This is a genomic window from Klebsiella sp. HMSC16C06, assembly GCF_001808325.1.
In the GTDB taxonomy this organism is placed as follows: Bacteria; Pseudomonadota; Gammaproteobacteria; order Enterobacterales; family Enterobacteriaceae; genus Klebsiella; species Klebsiella variicola.
Map to the genome: position 1 here is coordinate 156,310 of NZ_KV793004.1, position 13,336 is coordinate 169,645.

Genomic DNA, 13,336 nt, shown 5'->3' on the forward strand with positions numbered 1-13,336 from the left:
CGTCAGCCACGTCCCGGGAGGGCTACCTCGCCAGAAAAGAAGCGACATAAACGGAAAAATAATCCGTCTCAGTAGTCATCTCGTTCGTCGTCTTCATCCGGCTGCTCCATCACGCTGTAGGCCACCGAGCAGAACAGGCTGTTCAGACGCTTCATATCCCCCAGCAGCGCCAGGTGCAACGTACTGGTTTCGATACTCTGCACGTTCTGCTGATGCAGACGGTCAACGTGCGCATGCGAGTAACGGCGGTTAAGAATGCGGAACCGGTGTTTGCTGCGCCGCAGACGGCGGGCGCTGGGTACATCGCTGGAGAAGAAGACCGACATCGCCAGCTGCAGATTGCTGAGCAGCAGATCGTACAGCGCATCCAGCTCCTTTAACCCTTCCACCGAGAAGGCGCGCCGCGCCGCCAGCGATTTATCGGCGATCTCGCTGCCCATCCGCTCGACGATATCGGACGCCTGCTCGAGGTTTAGCGACATCTCAATGATTTCCGCCCAGCGCCGGGACTCCTCCTCCGCCAGCTCATCCTTTGGCATTCGCGCCAGATAGAGCTTAATGGCGGTGTAGAGCACGTTGATATCGTCCGCCATACGACGTAGCTCTTTCTCCTGACGCGGTTCGCCATGCATCACTTTATGCAGGCTCCCCAGCATCTGCTCCATCGCATCTCCAATGCGCAGCGTCTCGCGCGCGGCATTGGCCAGCGCCAGCGCTGGCGTATCCAGCGCCGACGGGTCAAGATGCTTGGGTTTCAGCTGGTTACCCAGCTCGGGCTCATCGCGGATCATACGCTGGCACAGCTTCGCCATCGGTCCGGCAAAGGGCACCATCGCGATGCAGCGCAGCAGGTTATAAAAGACGTGGAAGTAGATAACCAGCTCAGACTCCGCCAACGGCAGCTTGTGCATCGCCGCGGCCAGCGGATGGACGAATGGCAGAATAATCAGGCTCCCCACCAGCTTAAACAGCAGGCTACCCAGCGCCACGCGGCGCGCCGCCGCGTTTGCCGCGCTGTTGTTGAGCATCGCCAGCAGCCCGGAGCCCAGGTTGGCACCAATTACCAGGCACAGCGCCACCGGGAAGGAGATTGCTCCCGCCGCGGTCAGCGTCGCCGTCAGCAGCACCGCCGCCAGGCTGGAGTAGCTGATGATCGCGAATACGGCGCCAATTAAGGCATCCAGCATGATATCGCCGGTCAGCGAGGCGAAAATCACCTGCACACCGTTGGCCTGGGTGATGGGGTTCACGGCCTGCACAATCAGCTCCAGGGCCAGCAGGATCAGCCCCAGACCAATCCCCACCCGCCCCAGCTGCCCGGCGCGGGTTTGCTTGCGGCCAAGGAAGAAGATCACCCCGATAAAAATGAGTAGCGGCGATAGCCACGACAGGTCGAAGGTCAGCACCCTCGCCATCAGCGCCGTCCCGACGTCGGCCCCGAGCACCATTACCAGCGCTGGCGTCAGGCCCACCAGATCCTGGGCGACAAACGAGGTCACCAGCATGGTGGTGGCATTGCTGCTTTGCACCAGCGCAGTGACGCCAAGACCCGCGCAGAAGGCGAGCGGCTTTTTCTCTACGCTGCTACTGAGAACGGTACGCAGGCGAGCGCCATAGACGCGCATCACCCCGGTACGCACAATATGCGTGCCCCACACCAGCAGAGCAACCGCGGACAACAGGTGTAGCAGAGTTAACACGGAATCAGCTTCTCCTTATCGTTATAGGTTTTCCGAAGATCAGGAACCTCTCTCAGTATAAGGGGTTAACCTCAATAAAGAGACAAGGCGCTCACAGAGCGCCTTGTTTGTTGTAAGGAAAGGTGACGATTTAGTCGGCATCATAGCCCAGATTAGGCGCTAACCAGCGCTCGACTTCCGCCGGGGTCATCCCTTTACGCAGCGCGTAGTCTTCGACCTGGTCGCGCTGGATCTGCGCCACGGCGAAGTACTTGCTGTCCGGATGGCTGAAGTACCAGCCGGAAACCGATGCCCCCGGCCACATGGCGAACGATTCGGTCAGCTTCATGCCGGTATGGGCTTCGACGTCCAGCAGCTGCCAGATGGTGCCTTTTTCGGTGTGCTCCGGACAGGCCGGATACCCCGGCGCCGGACGGATCCCCTGGTAATTCTCGCGAATAAGTTCCTCATTGCTGAGGTTCTCATTGGCCGCATACCCCCAGTAGACCTTACGCACTTTCTCGTGCAGATACTCGGCGAAGGCTTCCGCCAGACGATCGGCGATGGCCTTGATCATGATCTTGTTGTAGTCGTCATGCTGCGCTTCATAGGCGTCCGCCAGCGCGTCCTCTTCCAGGCCGCCGGTCACGGCAAAGGCGCCGATGTAGTCCGCCTTGCCGCTCAGCTTCGGCGCGACGAAGTCGGCGAGGCAGTAGTTCGCGAAGCCGACCTTTTCCGTCTGCTGGCGCAGGTGATGGCTCACCGTCAGCACATGGGTGCGGGTTTCATCGCGATAGATTTCAATATCGTCGCCAACGCGGTTGGCCGGGAACAACCCGACCACGCCGCGCGGGTTCAGGGTTTTCTCCGCGCTGAGTTTATCTAACAAATCGTTAGCGTCTTTGAACAGGCGCTGTGCCTCTTCGCCCACCACTTCATCTTCCAGAATCCGCGGGTATTTGCCCGCCAGCGACCAGGTCATGAAGAACGGCGTCCAGTCGATGTAGTTGCGCAGCGTCTCGATGCTCGCTTCCACCTCCTGTACCCCCAGGCGATGGGCCACCGGCGGCGTGTAGCTCTCCCAGTCGAAGGCCAGATCGTTTTCCCGCGCGGCGGCCAGGGTCACCGGCGGCGTGCGCGGTTTTTTACGCCCATGCTGGATACGCACGGTCTCATACTCTTTACGCGTACGGGCGACAAAATCATCGCGCTGCGTATCCGAGAGCAGCGCAGCCACCACCCCGACGGTGCGCGAGGCGTTCTGTACGTAAACGGTCGGGCCGCTGTAGTTCTGCTCGATTTTCACCGCTGTATGCGCTTTCGAGGTAGTCGCGCCACCGATCAGCAGCGGGATGGTAAAGCCCTGGCGCTCCATCTCTTTCGCCACGTTAACCATCTCGTCCAGTGACGGAGTAATCAGCCCGGAAAGGCCGATCAGATCCGCATTGACCTCTTTGGCGGTTTTGAGAATTTTATCCGCCGGGACCATCACGCCAAGATCGATAATTTCGTAGTTATTACACTGCAGCACCACGCCGACGATGTTTTTACCGATGTCGTGAACGTCGCCTTTTACGGTGGCAATCACCATTTTGCCGTTACTGGAGCCCTGTTCTTTGCTGGCTTCGATATAAGGTTCGAGGTAGGCCACCGCCTGTTTCATCACGCGAGCGGATTTCACCACCTGCGGCAGGAACATTTTACCTTCGCCGAACAGGTCGCCGACCACGTTCATGCCGTCCATCAGCGGCCCTTCAATCACCTCAATCGGGCGGGCAGCCTGCTGACGCGCTTCTTCGGTGTCCTGTTCGATAAATTCGGTAATGCCCTTCACCAGCGAATATTCGAGACGCTTTTTCACGTCCCAACTGCGCCATTCCGCCTGCTGAGCATTCGCGCCGTCGTCCGCTTTGCTGCCGCGATATTTTTCCGCCAGCTCAAGTAACCGTTCGGTACTGTCATCGCGGCGGTTAAGGATCACATCTTCGACCGCGTCGCGCAGCTCGCCCGGCAGATCGTCGTAAATCGCCAGCTGGCCGGCGTTGACGATCCCCATATCCATGCCGTTACGGATCGCGTAGTAGAGGAACACGGCGTGGATCGCCTCACGTACCGGGTCATTACCGCGGAACGAGAACGACACGTTGGAGACGCCGCCGGAGATCAGCGCATGCGGCAGCTCGCGTTTGATGTCTTCGCAGGCGCCGATAAAGTCCTGCGCATAGTTGTTATGCTCTTCGATACCGGTCGCTACCGCAAAGATATTGGGATCAAAGATGATATCTTCTGGCGGGAAGCCGACCTCTTCAGTGAGAATTTTGTAAGCGCGACGGCAAATCTCAATTTTGCGTTCGCGGGTGTCGGCCTGACCCACTTCGTCAAAGGCCATCACCACTACCGCGGCGCCATAACGGCGAACCAGCTTCGCATGGTGGATAAAGGGTTCGACGCCCTCTTTCATCGAAATCGAGTTAACAATGCCTTTGCCCTGAATGCATTTCAAACCCTTTTCAATGACTTCCCACTTGGAGGAGTCGATCATGATCGGCACGCGGGCAATGTCCGGCTCGCCGGCAATCAGGTTGAGGAAGCGCACCATCGCCGCTTCCGCGTCGAGCATCCCCTCATCCATGTTGATATCGATAATCTGCGCGCCGCTTTCGACCTGCTGACGGGCAACGTCCAGCGCTTCGCTGTACTTCTCTTCTTTGATCAAGCGCTTAAATTTCGCCGAGCCGGTGACGTTGGTACGTTCGCCGACGTTAACGAACAGGCTGTCGTCGCCGATGTTCAGCGGCTCCAGGCCGGCGAGGCGGCAGGCCACCGGCAGTTCCGGCAACTGGCGCGGCGGTAAACCGGCCACCGCCCGGCTCATAGCGGCAATATGCTCCGGGGTCGTACCGCAGCAGCCGCCGACGATATTGAGGAAACCGGCTTCCGCCCATTCGCGAATTTGCGTCGCCATGGTGTCGGCATCCAGATCGTATTCACCGAAGGCGTTGGGCAGACCGGCGTTCGGGTGCGCGGTAACGTAGCATTCGGCGATGCGCGACAGCTCCTGGACATACTGCCGCAGTTCGTCCGGCCCGAGGGCGCAGTTCAGACCAAACGATAAGGCTTCGGCGTGACGCAGCGAGTTATAAAAGGCTTCGGTGGTCTGTCCGGAAAGCGTGCGGCCGGACGCATCGGTGATGGTGCCGGAGATCATCAGCGGCAGGTCAACGCCCAGCGCCTCCAGCTCCTCTTTCACCGCATAGATGGCCGCTTTGGCGTTCAGAGTATCAAATACCGTTTCAATCAGGATCAGATCCACGCCACCTTCCACCAGCGCCCGGGTGGATTCGCGATAGGCGGCCACCAGCTGGTCAAAGGTAATATTACGGAACGCCGGATCGTTCACATCAGGCGAAATAGAGGCGGTACGGTTGGTCGGGCCAAGCACGCCCGCGACGTAGCGCGGTTTTTCCGGCGTGCGGGCCGTCCAGGCGTCGGCGCTGGCGCGGGCCAGCTTCGCCGCGGCAAAGTTGATCTCGGCCGACAGGGATTCCATCTGGTAATCCGCCATCGCGATGGTCGTCGAGTTAAAGGTGTTGGTCTCAATGATATCCGCACCGGCCTCGAAGTAGGCGTCGTGGATCTCGCGGATCACCTCGGGCTTGCTGAGCACCAGCAGGTCGTTGTTGCCTTTCAGGTCGCACGGCCAGTCAGCAAAGCGCTCACCGCGAAAGTCCTGCTCACTCAGACGATAGCCCTGGATCATGGTGCCCATGCCCCCATCCAGAACCAGAATACGTTCTTTTAACTGCTGATGCAGTTGCTCAACTTTGCTGCTCACACTTGCTCCCGACAACGCTCAACTCAGGCCAAATAGCCAACAAACCATACTGGCATAAACCACCGGAGCGGAAAAGACAACAACAGGCAATATGAGACATGTTCAGCTTCACTCCTCCGATGAGTCCGGTTGTGATTGCATTATCGCCAAATAAAACGAAAATCATTTCCACGATACAGAAAAAGGAGTCCGCGATGGCCACTACCCCCGTTCCCGCGAAACGCGGCAGAAAACCCGCGGCTGCCACCGCCCAGCAGGCTGGCGGTCAGGTTCAGTCGCTGACCCGCGGCCTGAAATTGCTCGAATGGATTGCCGAGTCCCACAGCAGCGTCGCGCTAACCGAGCTGGCGCAGCAGGCGGGTCTGCCCAACTCCACCACCCACCGCCTGCTGACCACCATGCAGCAGCTGGGCTTCGTCCGCCAGGTGGGCGAGCTGGGCCACTGGGCCGTCGGGGCGCATGCCTTCGTGGTCGGCAGCAGCTTTCTGCAAAGCCGCAATCTGCTGGCGATTGTCCACCCGATCCTGCGCCAGCTGATGGAAGATTCCGGTGAAACGGTGAATCTGGCGGTGCTTGACCAGAGCGACCACCAGGCGATCATTATCGACCAGGTGCAGTGCACCCAGCTGATGCGTATGTCGGCGCCGATCGGCGGTAAGCTGCCGATGCACGCCTCCGGCGCCGGGAAGGCGTTTCTCTCGCAATTAAGCGAAGAGCAGGTCACCAGCCTGCTGCACCGTAAAGGGCTGCATGCCTATACGCATGCCACGCTGGTCTCGCCGCTGCATCTGAAGGAAGATTTAGCGCAGACCCGCAAGCGGGGCTACTCTTTCGATGACGAGGAGCACGCGCTCGGCCTGCGCTGCGTCGCCGCCTGCATTTATGATGAACATCGCGAACCGTTCGCGGCAATCTCCATCTCCGGGCCGATTTCACGCATGACCGATGACCGGGTGACCGAGCTGGGCGCGCTGGTGATCAAAGCGGCGAAGGAAGTGACGCTGGCGTATGGCGGGGTTAAATAAAAAAATGCCCCACAGGGGCATTTTAAGTAGGCCTGATAAGCGCAGCGCCATCAGGCAGATCGGCGCACCCTGCCGGATGGCGGCGTAAACGCCTTATCCGGCCTACTGTCGGCGCCATAGCGCACGCTAAAACGCTGCTTGCGCCGGTAGGCGTAAACATCTTCCACATGGCCGTTTTTAATCCGCGTCTGCAGCTCGCGCCAGTAGTCCGCGCGCAGCAGGTCGGCATGCATCTCCTCAAACAGCGGCCCAACGCGCGGGTCGGCGCACAGCCAGTGGCGGAACTCCTCCGGAAACACATCCCCCGGCGAGACGCTATACCACGGCTCGCTGGCCAGCTCATCTTCCGGATAGCGCGGCGGCGGGATCTGGCGGAAATTCACCTCTGTCATATAGCAAATTTCGTCATAGTCGTAGAACACCACCCGGCCGTGGCGGGTGACGCCGAAGTTTTTAAACAGCATATCGCCGGGAAAGATGTTGGCGGCGGCCAGCTGGCGGATAGCATTGCCATACTCTTCTACCGCATCACGCAATGCCTGGCCGTTAACCTGCTCCAGCCACAGGTTGAGCGGCACCATTCGCCGTTCAATATACAGATGACTGATGACGATGCGGTCGCCGAGATCGGTAAGTTTGTTCCCCGCTTCCGCCTGCAACAGCGCCAGCAGCCCCGGCGCGATTTGCCGTTTATCCAGCACGAAATTTTCAAACTCCTGGGTATCCGCCATCCGCCCGACGCGGTCGTGTTCCTTTACCAGCTGATAGCAGGCGCGCACGTGGGCGGCGGTCACCTCTTTCTGCGGCGCGAAGCGGTCTTTGATCACCTTAAACACCCGGTCAAACCCCGGCAGGGTAAACACCAGCATCACCATCCCGCGAATGCCCGGCGCTTCAATAAACTGCTCATCGCAGCGAGTAATGTAGTGTAAATATTCGCGATAGCTTTCGGTTTTGGCGTGCTTCTGACAGCCAATCGCCATGTACAGCTCGGCCGTCGTTTTGCCCGGCAGGATCTCACGCAGCCATTCCACCAGAGCGCCGGGCAACGGCGCATAAACCATAAAATAGGAACGCGCGAAGCCAAAAACGATGCTTGCTTCGGCATGGGTGGTCAGGCAGGTGTCAACAAACAGCTCACCCTCATCGCTGCGGTGGATCGGCAGCAAAAAAGGCAGCGTCGCCATCGGCATGACCAGTTTGCCCACCAGCCAGGCGGCTTTATTCCGGTAGAACAGCTCATTGGCGACCTGCAGATGACAGGTGGCGAGCAGTTCCTCCCCCAGCGCCTCCTGCAGACTGGCAATGATATAGCCGATGTCCCGCGCTTTGTTCTGCCACGGCAGCCGCAGCGGCAAATCGGACAGTACTTTGCCCAGCAGGTGGGACCAGCCGCGTTCCGGAAAGAAATCTTTCGCCAGCGGTCGCGGTAGGGTGCGAAAGGGACGCTCGGGCTGCGAACTGAAAATAAAGAGCCGCTCGGGGGTCAGCGAGCGGTGGTCAAACAGTCGGCAGTAGACCGAATTGAAAAAGCTCTCGGCAATTTCAAAGCGAGGGTAATCCGGCAACAGTTGGGTGTACTGCTGTTTCACCCGCAGAAGAAAATCGACGTCGGTACTTTTCCCTTCGGTAATGCAGCGCAGCTGCTCTACCACCAGACCAACGTGGTGATCGTAGAGATGGATACGCTGCTTCATCGCCTGCTGTACGGCGTGCCAGTCAGCCTGTTCAAAGCGCTGCTGCGCGCCGGAGGTCACCTCCAGGAAACGCCCGTACTGGGCGTCGAATCCCTGTAAAATGGTTTGGGCAATCAGTAGTTCCAGGCCACGCGTCATCGCTTTCCCCCATCCGGCACCACGTCATGCCGGATGGCGCGCTCGCTTATCCGGCCTGCATCCCTTCCCAGGCCCGGTCAGCGTCACGCCGCCGGGCATGGCTCAAAACTGATCTTCTTCGGTCGAGCCGGTCAGCGCCGTCACCGATGAGGCGCCGCCCTGGATAATGGTAGTGACTTTGTCGAAGTAGCCAGTGCCCACCTCCTGCTGGTGTGAGACGAAGCTATAGCCTTCCGGCGCGGCAGCGAATTCCGGCTGCTGCACTTTCTCAACATAGTGGCGCATCCCCTCACCCTGAGCGTAGGCATGGGCGAGGTCGAACATGTTGAACCACATGCTGTGGATCCCGGCGAGGGTAATAAACTGGTATTTGTATCCCATGTCCGACAGCTGCTGCTGGAAGCTGGCGATGGTTTTATCATCGAGATTTTTCTTCCAGTTAAACGACGGCGAGCAGTTATAGGCCAGCAGTTTGCCAGGGAAACGCGCATGGATAGCCTCAGCAAAGCGGCGCGCCTGCTCAAGATCCGGTTTCGACGTTTCGCACCACACCAGATCCGCATACGGCGCATAAGCCAGCCCGCGACTGATCGCCTGCTCGATCCCGGCGTGGGTGCGGAAGAACCCTTCGCTGGTGCGATCCCCGGTAATAAACTCACGATCGTACGGATCGCAGTCAGAGGTAATTAAATCGGCCGCATCGGCATCGGTACGGGCGATCACCAGCGTCGGGACCCCCATCACGTCGGCTGCCAGACGCGCCGCCACCAGCTTCTGAATCGCCTCCTGGGTCGGGACCAACACTTTACCGCCCATATGACCGCACTTCTTCACTGACGCCAGCTGATCTTCGAAGTGAACCGCCGCTGCACCGGCTTCAATCATCGATTTCATCAGCTCAAAGGCGTTAAGGACGCCGCCAAAACCGGCCTCCGCATCCGCCACGATCGGCAGGAAGTAGTCGATATAACGCGGATCGTTCGGTTCAATCCCGACCGACCACTGGATCTGATCGGCACGACGGAAAGTGTTGTTGATCCGATCCACCACCGCCGGTACCGAGTTGGCCGGATACAGCGATTGATCCGGATACATGCTGGACGCCAGGTTAGCATCCGCCGCCACCTGCCAGCCGGAGAGATAAATGGCTTCGATACCCGCCTTCGCCTGCTGCAAGGCCTGGCCGCCGGTCAGCGCGCCGAGACTGTTGACGTACCCTTTTTTCGCCTCACCGTGCAGCAGACGCCACATTTTCGCCGCGCCAAGCTGCGCCAGCGTGCATTCCGGATTCACCGAGCCGCGTAACTTCACCACCTCTTCCGCGCTGTACGGGCGGGTAATGCCTTCCCAGCGCGGGTTCGTCCACTCTTTATTTAATTCTTCGATTTGTTGGGTACGGGTTTTCATGTGCAGATGCTCCATATAATTTCCTGGCTCCCCAGGCGCATTGGTGAAGGACTAAATGGCGAACCACACCATCTGGCGATCAGGCCAGCAGGCGGTAGCCCGGTAATGTCAGAAAATCAATTAGCTCGTCGGAGGTGGTGATCTGCTCCATCAGTCGCGCCGCATCGTCAAAGCGGCCGTGGCTGAAACGGTGCTCTCCCAGCTCCTCCTGAATCACCATCAGCTCTTCCGCCAGCCACTGGCGGAACAGCGCCTTCGTGACCGGGGTGCCGTCGTTCAGGGTTTTCTGATGATGGATCCACTGCCAGATAGAGGTGCGCGAGATCTCGGCCGTCGCGGCGTCTTCCATCAGGCCATAAATCGGGACGCAACCGTTGCCGGAGATCCAGGCTTCGATGTACTGCACCGCCACGCGAATGTTGGCGCGCATCCCGGCTTCCGTGCGCTCGCCCTCGCAGGGGGCCAGCAGCTGTTCGGCGGTAATTGGCGCATCCGCGCTCCGGGTGACCGAGAGCTGATTCGGCTTATCGCCCAGTACGCGGTTAAACACCGCCATAGCGGTATCCGCCAGCCCCGGGTGGGCAATCCAGGTGCCATCGTGACCATTGTTCGCCTCCAGCTCTTTATCGGCGGTGACTTTGCTCAGCACCTGACGGTTACGTTCGGCATCTTTGCTCGGGATAAACGCCGCCATGCCGCCCATCGCAAACGCACCGCGTTTGTGGCAGGTCTTAATCAACAACCGTGAGTAGGCGCTGAGGAACGGTTTATCCATCGTCACCACCTGACGGTCAGGCAACACGCGGTCCGGATGGTTTTTCAGCGTTTTGATATAGCTGAAGATGTAGTCCCAACGGCCGCAGTTCAGGCCAACAATATGGTCGCGCAGCGCATGCAGGATCTCATCCATCTGGAACACCGCTGGCAGCGTCTCAATCAGCAGCGTGGCCTTGATGGTGCCGCGCGGCAGGTCAAAGCGATCTTCCGTAAAGCTAAAGACATCGTTCCACCATGCCGCCTCCTGCCAGGCCTGGGTTTTTGGCAGATAGAAGTAGGGACCGCTCCCCTTCGCCAGCAGCGCCTGGTAGTTATGAAAAAAATAGAGCGCAAAATCGAACAGACTGCCGGGGATGGCCTCATTACGCCAGGTGACGTGCTTTTCCGGCAGGTGCAGGCCGCGCACACGGCATACCAGCACAGCGGGATTGGGCTGCAGCTGGTAGATTTTTCCGGCCTCGTTGGTGTAGCTGATGGTCCCGTTCACGGCATCACGCAGGTTAATTTGGCCATCAATGACTTTACGCCAGTCAGGCGCCAGCGAATCCTCAAAGTCCGCCATAAAGACTTTGACGTTGGCATTCATCGCGTTAATGACCATTTTGCGTTCAACGGGACCGGTGATTTCAACACGGCGATCCTGCAAATCCGCCGGGATACCGCGGATGGTCCAGTTTCCATTTCTAATGGAAGCGGTTTCCGAAATAAAGTCAGGAAGTACACCTTGATCAATGGCCTGCTGCTGCTGCTGACGCGCGGCCAGTAGCTTATTACGCGCCGGCGCAAAGCGGCTCACCAGTTCCGTCAGAAATTCTACCGCCTCAGGCGTTAAGATCTGCTTCTCCTGCTCGCCATAGGGCTGACTAAAGGCCAGTTCATCGGTGATTGTCGCCTGCTGCGTCATTGTGCTGTTCCTCTTGGTTGATCCGCTGGAAGCGAGCGAGAGATCGTTGTGTAGTTTTCGCTCAGCACAATTAAGACTACTCAATTAATTTTCAAAATCAAAAACAATTTCCATTTTAATTTTAAAATAGCTTTAACACATTGATAACAATGGAATTAAAGTTATCATCGAGCATGAAGTGAATTTCGGAAATAAAAAAGGCACCCGAAGGTGCCAGAGGCAAAGTGCTGAAACGCTTTAGGATCGTTTCGTGTAGAGTATTACTCCAGTGTAGGATTCATATGGCGCAGATCGTATGGTGTAATCTGGTAGACATAATAGTTAAGCCAGTTAGCAAACAGCAGATTGCCGTGGCTCCGCCAGGTGGCGCGCGGTTTGTTCTGCGGGTCGTTTTGCGGAAAATAGTTGTAAGGAACCTCTGGATTCAAACCGGCTTCCACATCGCGGAAATATTCGCTTGCCAGGGTATTGGCATCGTACTCCGGGTGGCCGGTAACAAAGGCGATCCGCTTATCTTTACTGGCAAACAAATACGCATCGCCCTCTTCCGTCTCCGCGAGGATCTCGAGATCGGTGTAATCGCGGATAAGTCCCGCCGGAAAATCAGCATAGCGTGAGTGCGGGGCCAGAAAAGAGTCGTCGAAACCGCGGGTCAGTAAGGCGTGTGGATGCAGAATATGGTGTTCATAAACGCCGGAAATCTTTTCGGCGCGGGTCTGCTTGGGAATGCCGTACAGAATATTCAGCGCGGCCTGAACCGCCCAACAGACGAACAGCGTGGAGGTGACGTGATCCTTCGCCCACTCCAGCACCTGTTTGATCTGTGGCCAGTAAGCAACATCGTTAAACTCAACCAGGCCTAAGGGGGCACCGGTGACAATCAGGCCATCAAAGTTCTGATCGCAGATCTCATCGAAATTGCAGTAAAAGTTATTCAGATGCTCCGTCGGCGTATTACGCGACTCACGCGCATCAATACGCAACAACTGGATGTCCACCTGCAGCGGAGAGTTCGATAGCAGACGCAGGAACTGATTTTCCGTCTCGATTTTCTTCGGCATCAGGTTGAGGATTAACACCTTCAGGGGGCGAATTTCCTGAGTCGTTGCACGTGTTGTCGTCATCACAAAGACGTTTTCATTGCGCAAGAAACTGACGGCTGGTAGCTCGTCCTGCACCCGAATTGGCATAACTGTATTACCTCATAGCATACGTATAAACGTTTAGACATCCAGATAGCTGAAGATAACCAGGAATCGGGTGAATGTCGAGTCTGCATGTTCACGGTGAGAAAATTTCACGGCGCGCATTGAGTTAGAATATAAGAATGAAGAAAAGGAGAAACTATGGTTATTAGCATCCGCCGTTCCCGGGCAGATGAAGGGGATAAACTGATTGCGATATGGTGTCGGTCGGTCGACGCCACGCACGATTTTCTGTCAAAAGCGTATCGAAAGGAGCTGGAGGAGATGGTACGCGCATTTTTACCGGAGGCTCCGCTGTGGGTGGCGGCTAACACCCAGGACCAGCCGATCGCCTTTATGCTGCTTACCGGAGAGCATATGGATGCGCTGTTCGTCGATCCGGATGTCCGCGGCTGCGGCGTGGGGAAATTGCTGATTGAGCATGCCCTGTCGTTAACGCCAAAGCTGACGACGAATGTGAATGAGCAGAATGAACAAGCGGTCGGGTTTTATCAGAGGATGGGTTTTAACGTGACAGGGCGTTCTGAGACGGACGATCTGGGGCAACCGTATCCGTTATTGAATTTGATACATGAGCAGCAGGCTGAAGCAGACTAAGATTGACGTCGCAACTGCTGGCCCTTAGACAGGGGGCCTCCCCGGAGGCGGTGCTGCGCACCTTGTCCGGGC

At 57.8% G+C, this 13,336-nt stretch carries 8 protein-coding genes; 2 read left to right on the forward strand and 6 right to left on the reverse strand.

The features are described 5' to 3' along the window. Positions 1-68: 68 nt before the first annotated feature. Positions 69-1,700 carry a Na/Pi cotransporter family protein gene (locus tag HMPREF3142_RS14840; protein WP_012543199.1) on the reverse strand — a complete coding sequence of 544 codons (1,632 nt, stop codon included), beginning with the start codon at positions 1,698-1,700 and terminating at the stop codon, positions 69-71. Positions 1,701-1,830: 130 nt separating this feature from the next. Further along, complete coding sequence (gene metH / locus HMPREF3142_RS14845; RefSeq protein WP_023296890.1) at positions 1,831-5,514, reverse strand: methionine synthase; 3,684 nt, start codon at positions 5,512-5,514, stop codon at positions 1,831-1,833. A 194-nt stretch (positions 5,515-5,708) separates the two neighbouring features. On the opposite strand from metH, the gene iclR reads away from it, so the two are divergent. Continuing rightward, on the forward strand, positions 5,709-6,539 hold the full coding sequence (gene iclR, locus HMPREF3142_RS14850; RefSeq protein ID WP_004206826.1) for a glyoxylate bypass operon transcriptional repressor IclR: 831 nt from the start codon (positions 5,709-5,711) through the stop codon (positions 6,537-6,539). Positions 6,540-6,589: 50 nt separating this feature from the next. Here iclR and aceK read toward each other — a convergent pair whose 3' ends face one another. From aceK to metA, 4 genes are all read right to left on the reverse strand, one after another. Beyond that, the gene (gene aceK, locus HMPREF3142_RS14855; protein ID WP_032731673.1) at positions 6,590-8,374 is read right to left on the reverse strand and encodes a bifunctional isocitrate dehydrogenase kinase/phosphatase; all 1,785 of its coding nucleotides are present in this window, start codon (positions 8,372-8,374) and stop codon (positions 6,590-6,592) included. A gap of 102 nt (positions 8,375-8,476) precedes the next feature. After that, complete coding sequence (aceA, locus tag HMPREF3142_RS14860; RefSeq protein ID WP_032701149.1) at positions 8,477-9,781, reverse strand: isocitrate lyase; 1,305 nt, start codon at positions 9,779-9,781, stop codon at positions 8,477-8,479. A 79-nt stretch (positions 9,782-9,860) separates the two neighbouring features. Further along, a complete protein-coding gene (aceB, locus tag HMPREF3142_RS14865; protein ID WP_008807330.1) occupies positions 9,861-11,462 on the reverse strand; it encodes a malate synthase A in 1,602 nt (533 codons plus the stop codon). A 260-nt stretch (positions 11,463-11,722) separates the two neighbouring features. Then, a complete protein-coding gene (gene metA, locus HMPREF3142_RS14870) occupies positions 11,723-12,652 on the reverse strand; it encodes a homoserine O-acetyltransferase MetA (RefSeq protein WP_012969171.1) in 930 nt (309 codons plus the stop codon). A 156-nt stretch (positions 12,653-12,808) separates the two neighbouring features. Here metA and HMPREF3142_RS14875 point away from each other — a divergent pair, with 156 nt between their 5' ends. Next, the gene (locus tag HMPREF3142_RS14875) at positions 12,809-13,264 is read left to right on the forward strand and encodes an acetyltransferase (protein ID WP_070612182.1); all 456 of its coding nucleotides are present in this window, start codon (positions 12,809-12,811) and stop codon (positions 13,262-13,264) included. Positions 13,265-13,336: the final 72 nt, after the last annotated feature.